Genomic DNA, 15,093 nt, shown 5'->3' on the forward strand with positions numbered 1-15,093 from the left:
GCTCAGCCCCCGACGAGGCGCGGGAACAGGGCCGTCACGGCCAGGCCGACGAGCCCCTGGACGACGGCGAAGTGCCACAGCAGCATGGTGTTGTCGAAGGTGCCGCGGCGGACGCCGTCGAGCTTGCCGGCGAGCGACCGCGCCAGCGTGAAGACCCCCATCAGGACCAGGACCACGGCATAGAAGCCCTGCAGCGACACGAACATGTAGACGACGGCGCCGTAGGCGCTCTCGGTCGGCTGCAGGCCGGTCCCCGATTGCGCCGCGAGGTCGGTGGCGACGGCGGCGACCACCAGCGGGATCGCCGCGGCGAGGGCGATCCGCATCGGCCAGACGCCGGCCGCGCCGGCGCCGCCCGCCGGAACCCGCCGCAGCGACCGGCTCGCGAGCACCACGGCGAGGCTGCTCGCCGCATAGAGCACGGCCGGCAGCAGCGGCCACGGGAGCTCCGGCAGAGCGTCCGGCTTCGGCCACACATCGGGGCTGACGGTCCACAGGAAGAGATAGGAGAACAGCAGGCAGGCATAGAGCGTGCCGGCGACCATGAGCAGCACGACCATGGCCCACCAGGAGTGGCTCATCGGGCCGGTGACGTAGGTCGGAAGCCGGATGCCGCCGCCGATGTCGACCGTCGCCTGGGCCGGGCCCGGATCCGTGTCCCACAGCCACCAGATCACCATGCCGACGGCGATCACGGCGCAGACGATCGCCGGGATCACCAGCTTGACGGTGAGCAGGATGAAGAACGCCGCGGTGAAGAACGCGCCCAGCACGGTCGCCCAGCTCGGCCCCGGCATCTGGACGACGTATTGCGGCTCCGCCGTGATCGGGCTCGTCACGATCGTCTCGCGGCCGCCGGTCGGCGCGTTTGGCAGGTAGTACCGGCCCGCCTCGACGTCGGCGGCGAGGTGCGGCTGGTCCCACAGCGGCTCGCGGCTGGTCACCCGCGGAATGCTGCGGTTGGCGTAGTCGCCGCTCGGCAGCCATTCGAGCGTGCCGGCGTTCCAGATGTTCCCCGCATTGTCCTCGGTGATCCGGAACCTGCGCACCAGGTCGAACAGGAACAGCGCGACGCCGGCCGCGATCATGAAGGCGCCGATCGTCGAGGTCATGTTGAGCCAGTCCCAGCCGAGCCCTGCCGGGTAGGTGTAGACCCGCCGCGGCATGCCGATGAGCCCGGTGAGGTGCATGGGGAAGAAGGTGACGTTCATCCCGACGAACATCAGACCGAACACCCAGCGCCCGAGTTTCTCGGACAACGGCTTCCGGCTCGCGAGCGGCGTCCAGTAGTAGAAAGCGGCAAAGAGCGGGAACACCATGCCGCCGATCAGCACGTAGTGGAAATGCGCCACGACGAAATAGGTGTCGTGCACCTGCCAGTCGAACGGCACCATGCCGACCATCACGCCGGTGAGGCCGCCGAGCGTGAAGATGAACAGGAAGCCGAGAATGAACAGCGCCGGCGTGGTGAGCTGCAGGCGGCCGTTGGCGATGGTGGCGATCCAGGCGAACACCTGGATGCCGCTCGGCACCGAGACGGCCATGCTGGCGGCCGAGAAGAAGCTGAGGCTCAGCTGCGGAATTCCGGTCGCGAACATGTGGTGCACCCACACGCCGAACGAGAAGAAGCCGGTCGCGACGATGGCGAGCACGACCAGCCGGTAGCCGACCAGCGGGGTCTGCGCGATGGTCGGTACCATCATCGACACCATGCCGGCCGCCGGCAGGAAGATGATGTAGACCTCCGGATGGCCGAAGAACCAGAACAGGTGCTGCCACAGCATGGCACTGCCGCCCTTCTCGGCGATGAAGAACGGCCAGCCGAACGCGCGCTCGATCTCGAGCAGCAGCGTGCACAGGATGACGGCCGGAAAGGCGAAGACGATCAGGGCCGCGAACACCAGCATGGCCCAGGCGTAGACCGGCAGCTTGTCGAGGCTCATGCCGGGCGCGCGGGTCTTCAGCACGCCGACGATGATCTCGATCGCCCCGGCGATCGCCGAGATCTCGATGAAGCCGATGCCGAGCAGCCAGAAGTCGGCGTTGATGCCGGGCGAGTACTTGGTGCCGGTGAGCGGCGGATACATGAACCAGCCGGTGTCCGGCGCCACCTGGAACAGCAGGCTGCAGAAGAAGGCGAGACCGCCGAAGAAGTACGCCCAGAACGCGTAGGCCGAGAGGCGCGGGAACGGCAGGTCGCGCGCCGCCTGCATGTTGGGGAGCAGATAGACGCCCATCGCCTCCACGGCCGGCACCGCGAACAGGAACATCATCATGGTGCCGTGCATGGTGAAGAGCTGGTTGTAGGTGCCCTGGCTCACGATGTCGGCCTGCGGCACCGCGAGCTGGGTGCGCATGATCAGCGCCAAGATCCCGGCCAGGATGAAGAACAGGAAGGCGGTGCCGACGTAGAACAGGCCCACATAGGTGTTGTTGACGACGGTGATGAAGTTCAGCCCCTTCGGGGCGCGCCAGACGTGCTTCAGCGCCTCGATCTCGCCCTCGGGCCGCGGCGCCGGGTTGGGCAGCCCGGCGGGACCGGTGCGCTCCTCGGCGCGGGGCGTCTTGTGCACGGTGGCCGTCATTTCAGGCTCTCCAGATAGGCGGCGACCGCACGCAGATCCTCTCCGCTGAACACCGGGAACGACGGCATTCGGTTGGAGGGCTTCAGGTGCTGGCTGTCGGCGATCCAGCCGGCCAGCGTGCCCTGGTTGTTCGGAAACGAGCCGGCCGCGATGGAGCGACGGCTGCCCACATGGGTGAGGTCCGGCCCGATGCTGCCGGTCGCGGGCGTGCCGCGCACGGCGTGACAGGCGCCGCACCCGGCGGCGAGAAACAGCTCGCGGCCGCGGGCGAGGAGCGGCGTCGCCGGCTCGACGGCCCGGCGCAGTTGCGCCTCCCGCCATGCGGCGAAGTCCGCCGGCGCGTGGGCGACGACGTCGAAGGCCATCAGCGCATGGGCGCCGCCGCAGAATTCGGCGCACTGGCCGCGATAGACGCCCGGCCGCTCCACCGCGAGCGTGAGGCCGTTGGTCTGGCCCGGGATCATGTCGAGCTTGCCGGCGAGGCTCGGAATCCAGAAGCTGTGGATCACGTCGCGCGTGGTGAGAAGGAAGCGGATCGGGCGGCCGGTCGGGACGTGGATCTCGTTCGCCGTGACGATCTCGTCGCCCTCCCCTTCTCGCTCGTAGCGGACCCGCCACCAGAACTGCTCGCCGATCACGTGGATGCGGAGCGTGTCGGGCGTGTCCTCGCGCACCAGGGTGCGGGCGAGGGCGAGCCCGTAGACGAGCAGGGCGGTGAGCACCACCACCGGGAACACGATGCCGCCGGCGATCACGACGCCCTGGCCGGAGAGCCAGCCGCGGCGACCCGGCGGCAGCAGGATCGCCGCCGCGAGAAAAACCATCACGACGACGAAGATCACCGCCGCCGCGGCGAACATGATCCACGACAGCTCGGCGATGCCGGACGCGTTCGGTCCGGCCGGCGCCAGGGCGGACTGCAGGCCGGAGAAGACGTCGTCGATGATCGAGGATCGGGCCATCGCACCTCGGGGGTCGTGGTCAGCGCAGGGTGTGCAGGAAGCTCGCGACGTCGCGGGCGGCGTCGCGGTCGAGCGGCATCGGCGGCATGGCGGTGCGCGGCACCAGGGACGGGGCGTCGCGCACGAAGTCGGCGAGGACGTCGGGGCGGTTCGGCAGCGTCCCGGCGACGAAGGTGCGGCTGCCGAAACCGGCGAGCGAGGGTCCGACCGTGCCGCGCGGCCCGGCGACGCGCGGGATGACGTGGCAGACGCCGCAGCCGACCCGTTCCACCACGAGCCGCCCACGGGCCGCGGCGCCCCCGGTGGACGGCCGCCACTCCGGATCGGTCGTCGGCGATTCACCGCACCCGGCGAGCCAGCCGGCGAGCATCGAGCAGACGAGGACTGGCCGCACGCGTCGCCCCATCATGGCCGCACGACGGCCTCACGGGCCGGAGCGGGCGGCGGCAGCGAGGCGAAATAGGTGGCGAGGGCGCGGACGTCGTCCTCGGAGAGCTGCCGGGCGATGTGCCGCATCACGCCGAGCGGATCGTTGCGGCGGGCGCCGTCCTTCCAGGCCCGGAACTGCAGCGCGACATAGGGGGCGTACTGCCCGGCCAGATACGGGTAGGTCGGCGGCAGGCCGCGTCCGCGCGGGCCGTGGCAGTTCACGCAGGCGGCGACGCTCTTCTCGGCGAGGCCGGCCGCCGCGATGCTGCCGCCGCGCTGGAGCAGCGCCGGATCGGCGGATCGTGCCGGCGCGGCGGCGGCCGGTACCTGTGCGGCGTAGAAGGCGGCGACGTCCTGCCGCTGCCGGGCCGCGAGCGCCCGGGCGATCGGCTCCATCACGGCATTGCGCCGCGCACCGGACGCGTAGTCGTCGAGCTGCTTGTACAGATACCAGGCGGGCTGGCCGCCGATCCGCGGGAAGGCGCCCGAGCGGTCGCCGGCGCCGTCCGGCCCGTGGCAGGTGTGGCAGGCCGCGCCGGCCGGAAGCCCGGTCGCATCGCCGCGGGCCACGGCGCGGCCACGCTCGAGATCCGCCTCGCCCGGCGGCGTCGGCGGGCCAGCCGCGGCAGCCGGGGCGCTCGCGCCGCATACGGCCGCGAACCAGACGGTCGCGAACCAGACGACCGTGATGACTGCCGGACAGCGCATCGGACTCCCGCACGGGTGGCTCCGCACCGCGCCGAGCCACCTCGGTTGAACGCGGAGAGGCCCCGCCGGTTGCGGCATGGCAGGGCGGATCGTACGGGCACGTACCCAGGGCGTGCCGCGCTGCCGGAACCGTGCGACACGCGAGCGCTTTTCCGCACGACGGCGACGACTGACTTCCATCGATCGGGAACACGCATTGACTTCGGCCGGCGGCGAACACCTGGACAGAGATCGCCTGAAGACCGGCTCGGTGCCGCGGCGGGCGCGCCGAGGCCGCCGGTGCATCGCCGCGACGGCGCTCCTCTGTGCGGCCGGCCTGGGCGCACCGGCGACCGTCCACGCCCAGGGCAACGAGACGACGACCACGTCGGCCGGGGCCGAGAGCCCGACCGAGGCCGGGTCCGTCGAGATCGGCGCCGGCTCGACGGCCGCGGTCACGACCGGCTCCAGCGGCCCGGAAAGCGCTGCCAATCCGCGCCTGGCGCCGCTGCCGGCGCCGTTCGACATCGTGCCGCCGCGCCATCCCTTCCTCGGCCCCGGCATGCTCCCGATCGCGGCGCCCGCGCTGCGCCGATGCGACCTCGTCGCCGACGCGGCGGCGCGGCGCCGCTGCGAGGCGCCCGCCCTCGCCGCGGCGGACGCGCGCCCATGACGTCGATCCCGCGCCGCGACTTCCTGCACGGCAGCGCCGTCCTCGGCGTCGGCGTCGCGCTCGGCTCGTACGCGTCGGCCCGCCCGGCCGGATCCGAGCCCGGCTACGTCTTCTTCGACCGCGCCGAGGCGGCCTTCGTCGAGGCCGCGGTCGACCGGCTGATCCCGCCCGAGGCGGACTGGCCGGGCGCGCGCGAGGCCGGCGTGCCGAGCTATATCGACCGGCAGCTCGCCGGCCCTTACGGCGAGGGCGAGCGGCTCTATCTCGCCGGGCCGATCAGGCCGGGCATGCCGGGCCAGGGCTATCAGCTCGGACTCACGCCGGCCCAGCTCTACCGCACGTCCCTCGCGGCGATCGGCGAGGCCCTCGGGCAGCGCGGCCTCGATTTCGCCGCGGCGCCGGCCGGCGAGCAGGACGCCTTCCTGACGAACCTGGAGCGGGGCCGGCTGCGGATCGCCGACTTTCCGTCCTCGATCTTCTTCGAGACGCTGCTGGCCAACACCATCGAGGGCTGGTTCGCCGATCCCGCCTACGGCGGCAACCGCGACATGGTCTCGTGGCGAATGGTCGGCTTCCCGGGCGCCTATGCGGCGTATCTCGACCTCTACACGCGCCACGGCCTCCATTTCACCCGGCCGCCGCTCTCGATGATGGACGCCGGTCCCCACCACCACGGCGCACCCGCCGACCCGTCGCCACGCGGCACGCCGCCGGCGCGACACACGCATCCCTGAGGAGCCCGCGATGGCCGAACGCAGGCGGCCGGTCGACGTCGTCCTGGTCGGCATGGGCCTGACCGGCGCGATCCTCGGCCGCGAGCTGACCCAGGCCGGCCTCAGCGTGGTCGGGCTCGAGCGCGGGGTCTGGCGCGACACCGTGCCGGATTTCCAGTCGCCCGGCATGCACGACGAGCTGCGCTACGCGGTGCGGCAGCACTTGCACCAGAACCCCCGGCTGGAGACCTACACGGCCCGCAACACCGACGACCAGGAGGCGCTGCCGATCCGCACGCTCGGCTCGTTCCTGCCGGGCACCGACGTCGGCGGCGCCGCGGTGCACTGGAACGGCCAGACCTGGCGCTTCCTGCCCTCCGACTTCGTCGCCCACACCCACAACCGCGAGCGCTACGGCGCCGAGGCGGTCGGCGGCGACCTGACCGTGCAGGACTTCGGCGTGACCTATGACGAGCTCGAGCCGTTCTACGACCGCTTCGAGTATCTTTGCGGAATCGGCGGCCGGGCCGGCAATCTGAACGGCACGATCCGGCCGGGCGGGAATCCGTTCGAGGGACCGCGCAGGCGCGACTACCCCAATCCGCCGACCGCGCCCGCCTATGCGGGCGCGCTGTTCGCCAACGCGGCGCTGGCGCTGGGCTGGCACCCGTTCCAGGTGCCGTCCGCCAACATGACGGCGCACTACACCAACCCCGAGGGCATGACGCTGCAGCCCTGCATGATCTGCGGCTTCTGCGAGCGCTTCGGCTGCGAGCACTTCGCCAAGTCGAGCCCGCAGACGATCGTGCTGCCGAAGCTGATGGAATCGCCGAACTTCGAGCTGCGCACGCGCGCGCACGTCACCCGCGTGCTGCTCGACCGGAGCCGGTCGCGCGCGACCGGCGTGCTCTACCTCGATCTCGCCAGCGGCCGTGAGGTCGAGCAGCCCGCCGAGATCGTGATTCTCTGCTCGTTCGGCATCAACAACGTGCGGCACATGCTGCTGTCGGGCATCGGCACGCCCTACGATCCGCGCACCGGCGAGGGCACGATCGGGCGCAACTACACCTACCAGACGATGGCGTCCGTCACGGTGTTCTATCCCGAGACCGTGCACACCAATCAGTTCATGGGCGCCGGCGCCCTCGGCACCGCGATCGACGACTTCAACGGCGACAATTTCGATCACGCCGGCCTCGGCTTCATCGGCGGCGCCTATGTGGCGGCCTATTCGACCGGCGCGCGGCCGATCGAGTACCACCCGGTGCCGCCCGGCACCCCGCGCTGGGGTCTCGCCTGGAAGCGGGCGGTGCGGCGCCACTACAACCACGCGGCCGGGCTGTCGGTGCACGGCGCCTCGATGGCGACGCGCGGCAACCATCTCGACCTCGACCCGACCTATGTCGATGCCTACGGGCAGCCGCTGCTGCGCATGACCTTCGACTTTCCCGAGAACGACGTCCGCATGGCGAACTACATCACGGCGCGGACGACCGAGATCGCGCGACTGATGGGCGGCGAGATCGTCGTTCCGAACGACCGCTCGACGCCCTACTCGATCGTGCCGTACCAGACGACGCACAACACCGGCGGCGCCGTGATGGGCAGCGATCCGAAGACCAGCGCCGTCAACCGCTATCTGCAGAGCTGGGACGTGCCGAACGTGTTCGTGCAGGGCGCCTGCGCGTTCCCGCAGAATCCCGGCTACAACCCGACCGGCACGGTCGGCGCCCTCGCCTACTGGTCGGCGAAGGCTATCCGCGAGCAGTACCTCAAGAGCCCCGGTCCGCTGGTCCGCTGAAGCGTTCGCGCGACCCGGTGAAACGAGCGGCGGGCCCCCACGGCCGCTCGATCCCACCGTGAGGTCGAGCCGCCCGGGTCGGAGAGAGGACACCGCGCGGTTGTGGGCGGAGCCTCGGACCGAAACAGAGTTCTTCTTGTCAAGCCGCGGGCCGCCGTGCCTTAATCCCTGCGATCCTACCTCTCCGGCTCGCCCGGCTCTCACGTCAGCTCATCAGTCACGGATCGCGCGATGGCTCAGCCGCCCGTCTCGGCCTCCGACGTGCCGTCGGGTGCAGCCGGTTCGTCTCTCGCGCTCGCCGCCCGGGCGGCTGCCAGGATCGCGGCGCCGGTCGCCGCCGTGCTGGTGCTGCTCGTCCCGGCGATGTGGAACCGGTTTCCGCTGCTGCAATACGACACCGGCGGCTACATCGCCCGCTGGTACGAGCCTTATCTCGTGCCGAGCCGGTCGACCACCTTCGGGCTGTTCCTCCATCTCGGCGAACGCCTCGACTACTGGCCCGTCGTGATCGTGCAGGCGGTGCTCACCGTGTGGACCGTCGCGCTGCTCCTCCGCGTGCTCGGCCTCGGCGGCGGGACGCGACGCGCCGCCATGATGGTCGTGGCGCTCGCCGGTCTCACCTCCCTGCCCTGGCTCACCAGCCTTCTGCTGACCGATATCTTCGCCGGGCTCGGGCTGCTCGCCCTCTACATGCTGGTGGCGCGGCGCGAGGCGCTGCGCCGCTGGGAAGCCGCATTGCTGTTCGGCCTCGTCGCGTTCGCGGCGGCGAGCCACACGGCGACCTTCGCGATGCTGCTCGCCGTGCTCGGCGCCGGGCTGATGCCGGTGCTGGTCCGGCGTCCCGTGGTGCCGCTCCGCGGCCTCGCCCGCGGGCTCGCCGCGGTGGCGGTGGGCGCCCTCCTCCTGCTGAGCACCAACCTGGCGCTCGGCCGCCAGTTCGCCTGGACGCCCGGCGGATTCACGATTCCGTTCGGCCGCATGCTGCAGGACGGGATCGTCGCCCGCTATCTCGACGACCACTGCGCCAAGGTCGCCTACAGGCTCTGCCCGTATCGCCACGACCTGCCCAAGACCGCCGACGACTTCCTGTGGGGCAAAAGCGTGTTCAACCAGCTCGGCCGGTTCGCCGGGCTGGGCGACGAGATGCGCGCCATCGTGCTCGGCAGCCTCGCTGCCTATCCGTGGCGCCAGATCGAGACCGCCGCTGCGGCAATGGGGACCCAGCTCGCGATGAACGCCAGCGGCGAGGGCGTGCACGACAAGCTCTGGCACACCTACGGGATCATCGACCGTTTCGTGCCCGGCATGGCGCCGCGGATGCGGGCGGCACGCCAGCAGAAGGGCGAGATGAGCTTCGAGGCCGTCAACCTGCTCCACCCCGTGGTCGCGACGCTCTCCCTGCTCGGGCTCGTCGGCGTCATGGCGTGGTCGGTGCGGCGGCGCCGCTGCGACGACATCGCCGTCCTAGCCGGCGCGATCGGCGTCGCGGTGCTGGCCAACGCGTTCGTGTGCGGTGCCCTCTCCGGACCGCACGACCGCTACGGCGCCCGCATCGCCTGGCTGCCGACGCTAGTGCTCGCGGCCGCCGCCCTGCGCGCCTACCAGATCAGGGTGCCGCGGCTGCAGAACGGCGACGCCCTGGCGCCGGCCGAGGCGGGCTGAGCGCACCGTCGACGGACGCTCGACCGGCGCGCGGGCGGCACGAACGAAGCTGCCCCGGACACCGTTGTCCCCGGATCGGCCGCCCGCGCCGCTCCGAGGATCACATGAACCAGTCCATCGATCCGGCCGTCCAGGTCGTCGAAGGCTACATCGAAGGCTTCGTCGCCGTGGTGCCCCGGCTCGGCATCGCGGCCCTCGTCTTCCTCGTCTTCATGCTCGCCGCCGCCGGCGCGGCGCACGCGGTGCGCAGCGTGCTGCAGCGCCGCGACCGCAGCGATCTCGGCCGGCTGCTCGGCAGCTTCGTGCGCTGGGCCGTGCTGCTGTTCGGCTTCCTGGTCTTCGCCACCATCGTGTTTCCGTCGATCAAGCCGGCCGACCTCCTCTCCACCCTCGGCATCGGCTCGGTGGCGATCGGCTTCGCGTTCAAGGACGTGCTGCAGAACTGGCTGTCCGGCCTGCTGATCCTGTACCGCCGCCCGTTCCGGCCGGGCGACCAGATCGTCTCGGGCGCGTTCGAGGGCACGGTCGAGCGCATCGAGGCACGCGCCACGCTGATCCGGACCTACGACGGCGAGCTCGTCGTGATCCCCAACAGCGACATCTACACGCGCGCCGTGACGGTGCGCACCGCGTTCCCGCGCCGGCGCTCCGAATACGACGTCGGCATCGGCTATGGGGACGACGTCGAGCGCGCCTGCGCCGTCATCCTGGCGGCGCTGAAGGACGTGCCGGAGATCGAGCCCGATCCGCCGGCCGAGGCGATCCCGTGGGCCCTGGACGGCTCCGCCGTGATCGTCAAGGTGATGTGGTGGTCGGATCCGCGACGGCTCGCCGTCGTCCGGACGCGCGGCCGCGTCGTCGCGGCGATCAAGCGGGCGCTGAGCGAGGCGGCGATCGACCTGCCGTTCCCGACCTGCACGATCCTCCTGCACGACCAGACCGAGGAGGCGGACGGCGACCGCACCCGTCAGCGGGAAGGCTGGCCCGCCGGGTCCGATCCTCCGCGACGGCGGCGGTCGGTGATTGCGGATGCGAAGGGCGCCGCCGGCGCCGCTGCGCGCGACCCCGACGGACGGTCTCCTGAATCCGACCGTCCGGCGACCGGCCCGTCGCGCCGTCGGTCCGATAACGGGCGATGAATCGCGCACGCCATCCTCCGGTGTCGCTTTCCCGGGCAGCGTCGGCCCTTATCCTGGCCTCCTCGCAATCGCGCCGCGGTCCGCCGCCGCGCACCGCGCGGGGCGACTGCGCCGTTGCGAGAACAGCGCCCACCGTAACCGTCCGAGGTTTCGTGATGTACGCCTTCGAGCCCGACACGCTTCGAATACTCCGCACCGTCATGGACGACGTCGTCGCCGCGATCCGGCCCGAGAACCTGGACCAGGAGCAGAGGCTCCTGATCGCACGCCGCCTCCTCACGCTCGCGGCCGGAGGCGAGCGACATCCGGGCCGGCTGAAGGAGGAAGTCCTGATGCAGGGGACCGCGACCCGTGCCGCGATCGCCGAGAAGCACCGAACCACCGTGCTGCACGAGGGTTGAGCTTCGAGGAGGATCGATCGGCCGACACACCGGCCGGACCGGCACGAGGAGCACCCCGATGACGCCGACCACACCGAGAACCGACGACTTCCGGCTCGAGCGGAACGGCGACGCCGTGACCGTGGTCTTCACCCGGACGGGAGCGGCGTTCACGTTCCCGCTCGGGCCGGACGGGACGATCTCCGCGCCGCAGGTCGTCGCACCCGCGACCGCGTCCCCCGACTACGACGAGGCGGAGGTTCGCCGCACCGCGACCGAGCTGGCGCGGCTGGCCGTGCAGGGCGGCCCGCCGGCGGACTGACGCTGACGCGCCGGGCCGAGATCGCCACGATCACCGCAGCGGCAGCGTTACCGAGGCATTCTCCGGCGGCACCGCGGCAGCCTCCTCCAGGGCGCGGCGGTCGGCCGGCTCCGCGAATCCTTCGGCGAGCCGGCCGATCATGTGCAGATGCTTCGACAGCGCGTCGCGCTGGACATCCGAGCTCGCGACCTCGTGCAGGTCGCGCAGGCGCGAGGCGAGCCGCAGCAGCACCGCCGCATCGTCGCGCGCGGACTGGCGGATCTGCATGAAGGCGGTGTTCACCAGCGCCTCGTAGGTGCTGGCGTCGGCGATCACCCGAACCGTGCCGTCCTCGTCCGCGTATTCCTGCGGCGGCAATGGCCGGCGGCCGATCTCCTCCAGGGCGGCGGCGAGGCGGTCGATCACCGTGATCGCGGTGAACGGATCGTTTATTCCGGGAGAGAGGGCACGCAGCGCGATCTCGACGAGCTGGCGGATCGCGTATTCGAGATCCTGGTCCGGGGTGCGGTCGGCGCCGAGCGCGAAGGCATCACGGACCGCATCTTCGACGTCGTCCGGGAGAGGCGCGGGCGAGAGCGCCTCGATCACGCAGCGGCCCCGGATCGCGAACGCCCCGGCCCTGATCCGGACGGTCAGCAGCGCATCGTGGCGCACCGCCAGACGGCACAGCGCGGCATAGTCGATGAACTGGACGTAGCCGCTGTCGGTCAGCGCGATCCGGCGCTCCAGCGAGCCGCTCGGCAGCGGGCCGCCGACGCTGGCCCGCCGTTCCCCCGAACGGGTCGCGATGGCTTGCGAGAGATGGCGCGCCACGGTGTCGACCATGGTGTCGGAAATGATCGAGCGGGCCAGCTTGTGCAGATAGAACAGCAGCGCGAACAGGCAGACGACGACCAGGGCGCTCGCCATCGTGATGGCGGCGTGCGGAACATAGTCGGGGCCGAGTTCCTCGTTGATGCTCCGGAGAACCACCAGCGTATACAGGATGGTGGCGACGAACAGGCCGATGACGGCCTGGATCTGGCGGTCATCGATGAAATTCCAGATCAGCCGGGGACCGAGCTGGCCCGCCGAAAGCGACAGCACCACCATGGTGATCGAGACCACGAGCGACGTCATGGTGATCATGCCGGACAGGAGCGTCGAGAGCAGATCCCGGGCGGTGCCGGCGTCGCCGCTGAACACCCACCAGTGGCCGTCGCTCGGCGCGATGCTGAAAGCGAGACCGGAGAACAGCATCGCCACGCCGAGAACCGTGCCGACCGTCGCCATGACGGCCGGGATGAGCCAGAGGCTCGTCCGCAGGCGGTTGAGCACGATCCTGATCCAGCTCAAGCGTGTCACTCCCGATCGGCGTCACGACGGCCGCGAACCGTGGCTCGGCCCCGGACGGTCCCCGGCGCCCTGCTCCTCCCAATGCGGCGGCATGCGCGGGTGTTCCGATACGTGTGCCGGCGCCGCGAACGGGCAGTCGCCCGCCGAAGTCGGAGGATCGGTCCGATAGCGAACCGGCCGCGCGGGCGAACGAGGAACGCCAGGACGGCCCGACGCATGACCCGACGTCGCCGCCCGCATGCGAACGCGGCGACGGAACCACGCGAACAATCCAGCCCCTTCGAAGGAGACGAGCAGATGCGTCACGTCACGATCGCCGCCGCCATCCTGGCCCTCGGCATGGTCCCCGCCGCCGCGCAATCCGGATCCCAGTCGTCCGGATCGCAATCCGGCACCCAGAAGAACGCGGCGGGCCAGAGCCAGAACCAGCGAGTCGGGGCCATGTCGCAGGACAAGCTGCGCAAGACCCTGCAGCAGTCCGGCTTCCAGGACATCACCATCGTCGACGCGGCCTACATCGTGCACGCCAAGACGAGCGACGGCGACATGGTGGTGATGTACATCAACCCGCCGAGCGCGGTGAGCGCCGCCTCGCAGGGCGGCACGTCGTCCCAGGGCACCACCGGCTCGTCGTCGTCGAGCGGGTCTGCGGGGTCGAGCTCCAGCGGCTCGCAGTCGAAGTAGCCGGCGCGCCCCATCGATCATCTGTCCGGGCGGGCGTGCTCCTCTCCGGGGCACACCCGCCCGTTCGCAGCCGAGCGGCGCGGTCCGCGTCAGGTCCCGCAAATACCGCTCCGACGGACGAGCCGTTCGGCACGGCCGCACCGTGCCGGGGGGCGCGGCCGATCGTCGAACGCGGTCGTCGAACAGTGCGAAGGGGAGCCGCCCATGTCTGCGAAACGCATCCCGGCGAACCGTCTGTCGCTCGCGGTCCTGCTCGCGGCGGTGGGCTCTGCGGATCCGGCCGCCGCCGAGATCTCGGTCCGCCAGGCGGAGTACACGGCGGGGATCCTGGTCGTGCGCGGCGAGACGGAGCGTAGCAACCAGCGGATCACGCTCGACGAGCGCTATTCCGGGCGCAGCGACCGCCTCGGCCGGTTCCGGTTCCGGATCCGCTATCTGCCGCCCGACTGCATGATCGAGCTGCGGGCGGGCCGCGACGTCAGGCCGGCGCGGGTCGTCAACTGCGAGCCGACGCTGCCGTCGCCGACCGGGTCGGAGACGACGGCCGCACCGTCCGCGCCAGACGCATCCAAACCCGAAGCATCCAGGCCCGACGCCTCCGGGTCCGAAACCGCACGGCCGGGCCCCGGCGACGACGCCGCGGCCGGCGGCGGCGGTCCGGTCTCCGGCCCGGCGAGCCTGCGGGTCGTCCGTCAGCGCTGCGATCCGGGCGGCACTTGCATGGTGGTGTGCCGCGACGGCGAGTTCGCCGTGAACGCCGTCTGCACGACCGGCCGCGCCCGGCTCCGGGGCGAGCGGGCCGTGACCTGCCCATCGACCACGGCCGGCCGCATCGCCGCCTATTGCATGTCGACGGAGCGGGACGACGCGGGACGCTGACCGCACGGCCGCCGCCCCCTACAGCGGCGACGAGCGTCGTCCTCCCGTCGGTGAGAAGGATGACGACTCCGGCCCGCAGCCATCCGCCGACGACACATTGCGCGCGCCGTCCGGGCCGCCATCCTGACGATGGCCGTCGTGACGATGGCCGTCATGATGGTGGGTCTCGTGAAGATGAGTCTCGTGACGATGGCCGGTGTGACCGTGACCGTCGACGGGAGCACGACCCGTCCCGTGGTCGAAGACCAGCCCCCAGGGGGCACGGAGATCGCGCATCATCCGCTCGTGCTCGTTCGCCATGATGCGATAGCACAGGCACGACATGCTCTCGAGCCGCCCGCGGTCGAGAATCTCGAGCTGTGCTCGTCGGGTTCCGACCACTTGCTCGCGCTCGAGCAGCGCCAGGCATTCGCTGATCGTCGCCCGCCGCACGCTGAGAAGGCGCGCGAGCATGTCGTGGGTGAGCGGCAGCACGTCCCGGCCGATGCGGTCCTGCGCCGTCAGCAGCCATCGGGCGAGCCGCTGCTTGATCGGATGGGCGCTGTTGCAGGCGCTGGTCTGGGAGGTCTGCACGAGAGCGAGCTGGACGTAGCGGAGCATGACGGCGCGAAACGACGGGACACCGTTCATCGCCGCATGGACGTCGGCGGCGCGCATCCGCAGGGCGGAGCCGCCGAGCTGGACGACCCGGCGGTGCGGCGAGGCGCTGCCGCCGAGGAGAAGCGGAATCCCCGACAGGCCCTCGCGGCCGATCAGCCACACCTCGGCCGCCTTGCGCTCGTCGATCTGGGCCAGGACCGAGACCAGCCCGCTCTCGATGAAGTAGACGTGCTCCATCGGGG

Annotated in this window: 15 protein-coding genes; 9 read left to right on the plus strand and 6 right to left on the minus strand. The window is 71.2% G+C overall.

The genetic code is table 11. From position 1 onward, the window contains the following. Positions 1-2: 2 nt before the first annotated feature. From ctaD to J2S22_RS17215, 4 genes are read right to left on the minus strand one after another with little or no spacing between them, the layout of a single operon-like run. Positions 3-2,585, minus strand: a complete 2,583-nt coding sequence (gene ctaD / locus J2S22_RS17200; protein ID WP_272775897.1) for a cytochrome c oxidase subunit I — start codon at positions 2,583-2,585, stop codon at positions 3-5. Next, positions 2,582-3,547 carry a cytochrome c oxidase subunit II gene (gene coxB / locus J2S22_RS17205; RefSeq protein WP_272775898.1) on the minus strand — a complete coding sequence of 322 codons (966 nt, stop codon included), beginning with the start codon at positions 3,545-3,547 and terminating at the stop codon, positions 2,582-2,584. Before coxB ends, ctaD begins: the two co-directional genes overlap by 4 nt. Positions 3,548-3,566: 19 nt before the next feature. Beyond that, entirely contained in the window at positions 3,567-3,941 is a 375-nt protein-coding gene (locus tag J2S22_RS17210) for a c-type cytochrome (protein WP_272775899.1), read from the minus strand. 11 nt (positions 3,942-3,952) lie between these two features. Then, positions 3,953-4,684 carry a c-type cytochrome gene (locus J2S22_RS17215; RefSeq protein WP_272775900.1) on the minus strand — a complete coding sequence of 244 codons (732 nt, stop codon included), beginning with the start codon at positions 4,682-4,684 and terminating at the stop codon, positions 3,953-3,955. Positions 4,685-4,760: 76 nt separating this feature from the next. Between J2S22_RS17215 and J2S22_RS17220 the strand changes: the two genes are divergently transcribed. The 7 genes from J2S22_RS17220 (at position 4,761) to J2S22_RS17250 (ending at position 11,353) form a co-directional block, all read left to right on the plus strand. After that, positions 4,761-5,336 (plus strand): hypothetical protein, encoded by a 576-nt coding sequence (locus tag J2S22_RS17220; RefSeq protein ID WP_272775901.1) that lies wholly within the window; start codon positions 4,761-4,763, stop codon positions 5,334-5,336. Beyond that, positions 5,333-6,070: a gluconate 2-dehydrogenase subunit 3 family protein gene (locus tag J2S22_RS17225; RefSeq protein ID WP_272775902.1), complete on the plus strand. Its 738-nt coding sequence runs from the start codon at positions 5,333-5,335 to the stop codon at positions 6,068-6,070. The genes J2S22_RS17220 and J2S22_RS17225 overlap by 4 nt, the downstream gene beginning before the upstream one ends. 10 nt (positions 6,071-6,080) lie before the next feature. Then, positions 6,081-7,850, plus strand: coding sequence for a GMC family oxidoreductase (locus tag J2S22_RS17230; protein ID WP_272775903.1), 1,770 nt, complete (start codon positions 6,081-6,083; stop codon positions 7,848-7,850). 231 nt (positions 7,851-8,081) lie between these two features. Beyond that, positions 8,082-9,512, plus strand: a complete 1,431-nt coding sequence (locus tag J2S22_RS17235) for a hypothetical protein (RefSeq protein ID WP_272775904.1) — start codon at positions 8,082-8,084, stop codon at positions 9,510-9,512. A gap of 104 nt (positions 9,513-9,616) precedes the next feature. Then, positions 9,617-10,651: a mechanosensitive ion channel family protein gene (locus J2S22_RS17240; protein WP_272775905.1), complete on the plus strand. Its 1,035-nt coding sequence runs from the start codon at positions 9,617-9,619 to the stop codon at positions 10,649-10,651. Between the two features lie 155 nt (positions 10,652-10,806). Continuing rightward, entirely contained in the window at positions 10,807-11,052 is a 246-nt protein-coding gene (locus J2S22_RS17245) for a hypothetical protein (protein WP_272775906.1), read from the plus strand. A gap of 58 nt (positions 11,053-11,110) precedes the next feature. Next, positions 11,111-11,353: a hypothetical protein gene (locus tag J2S22_RS17250; RefSeq protein ID WP_272775907.1), complete on the plus strand. Its 243-nt coding sequence runs from the start codon at positions 11,111-11,113 to the stop codon at positions 11,351-11,353. A 30-nt stretch (positions 11,354-11,383) separates the two neighbouring features. On the opposite strand, the gene J2S22_RS17255 is transcribed toward J2S22_RS17250, so the two are convergent. Next, positions 11,384-12,688 carry a DUF2254 domain-containing protein gene (locus tag J2S22_RS17255; protein ID WP_272775908.1) on the minus strand — a complete coding sequence of 435 codons (1,305 nt, stop codon included), beginning with the start codon at positions 12,686-12,688 and terminating at the stop codon, positions 11,384-11,386. A 297-nt stretch (positions 12,689-12,985) separates the two neighbouring features. On the opposite strand from J2S22_RS17255, the gene J2S22_RS17260 reads away from it, so the two are divergent. Further along, a complete protein-coding gene (locus J2S22_RS17260) occupies positions 12,986-13,372 on the plus strand; it encodes a hypothetical protein (protein ID WP_272775909.1) in 387 nt (128 codons plus the stop codon). A 204-nt stretch (positions 13,373-13,576) separates the two neighbouring features. Further along, positions 13,577-14,251 carry a hypothetical protein gene (locus tag J2S22_RS17265; RefSeq protein ID WP_272775910.1) on the plus strand — a complete coding sequence of 225 codons (675 nt, stop codon included), beginning with the start codon at positions 13,577-13,579 and terminating at the stop codon, positions 14,249-14,251. Positions 14,252-14,269: 18 nt separating this feature from the next. Here J2S22_RS17265 and J2S22_RS17270 read toward each other — a convergent pair whose 3' ends face one another. Beyond that, the gene (locus J2S22_RS17270) at positions 14,270-15,088 is read right to left on the minus strand and encodes a Crp/Fnr family transcriptional regulator (RefSeq protein WP_307155853.1); all 819 of its coding nucleotides are present in this window, start codon (positions 15,086-15,088) and stop codon (positions 14,270-14,272) included. Between the last annotated feature and the right edge of the window lie 5 nt (positions 15,089-15,093).

The sequence above is a fragment of the Rhodoplanes tepidamans genome (genome assembly GCF_030813915.1).
Lineage (GTDB): Bacteria > Pseudomonadota > Alphaproteobacteria > Rhizobiales > Xanthobacteraceae > Rhodoplanes > Rhodoplanes tepidamans.

Bases quoted from the DNA above. Each gene is read 5' to 3' on its own strand.
- J2S22_RS17250 (WP_272775907.1), top strand. From the start codon at position 11,111: ATGACGCCGACCACACCGAGAACCGACGACTTCCGGCTCGAGCGGAAC.
- J2S22_RS17220 (WP_272775901.1), top strand. From the start codon at position 4,761: ATGGCAGGGCGGATCGTACGGGCACGTACCCAGGGCGTGCCGCGCTGC.
- J2S22_RS17225 (WP_272775902.1), top strand. From the start codon at position 5,333: ATGACGTCGATCCCGCGCCGCGACTTCCTGCACGGCAGCGCCGTCCTC.
- J2S22_RS17245 (WP_272775906.1), top strand. From the start codon at position 10,807: ATGTACGCCTTCGAGCCCGACACGCTTCGAATACTCCGCACCGTCATG.
- J2S22_RS17270 (WP_307155853.1), bottom strand. From the start codon at position 15,088: ATGGAGCACGTCTACTTCATCGAGAGCGGGCTGGTCTCGGTCCTGGCC.
- J2S22_RS17235 (WP_272775904.1), top strand. From the start codon at position 8,082: ATGGCTCAGCCGCCCGTCTCGGCCTCCGACGTGCCGTCGGGTGCAGCC.
- J2S22_RS17240 (WP_272775905.1), top strand. From the start codon at position 9,617: ATGAACCAGTCCATCGATCCGGCCGTCCAGGTCGTCGAAGGCTACATC.
- J2S22_RS17265 (WP_272775910.1), top strand. From the start codon at position 13,577: ATGTCTGCGAAACGCATCCCGGCGAACCGTCTGTCGCTCGCGGTCCTG.
- ctaD (WP_272775897.1), bottom strand. From the start codon at position 2,585: ATGACGGCCACCGTGCACAAGACGCCCCGCGCCGAGGAGCGCACCGGT.
- J2S22_RS17260 (WP_272775909.1), top strand. From the start codon at position 12,986: ATGCGTCACGTCACGATCGCCGCCGCCATCCTGGCCCTCGGCATGGTC.
- coxB (WP_272775898.1), bottom strand. From the start codon at position 3,547: ATGGCCCGATCCTCGATCATCGACGACGTCTTCTCCGGCCTGCAGTCC.
- J2S22_RS17215 (WP_272775900.1), bottom strand. From the start codon at position 4,684: ATGCGCTGTCCGGCAGTCATCACGGTCGTCTGGTTCGCGACCGTCTGG.
- J2S22_RS17230 (WP_272775903.1), top strand. From the start codon at position 6,081: ATGGCCGAACGCAGGCGGCCGGTCGACGTCGTCCTGGTCGGCATGGGC.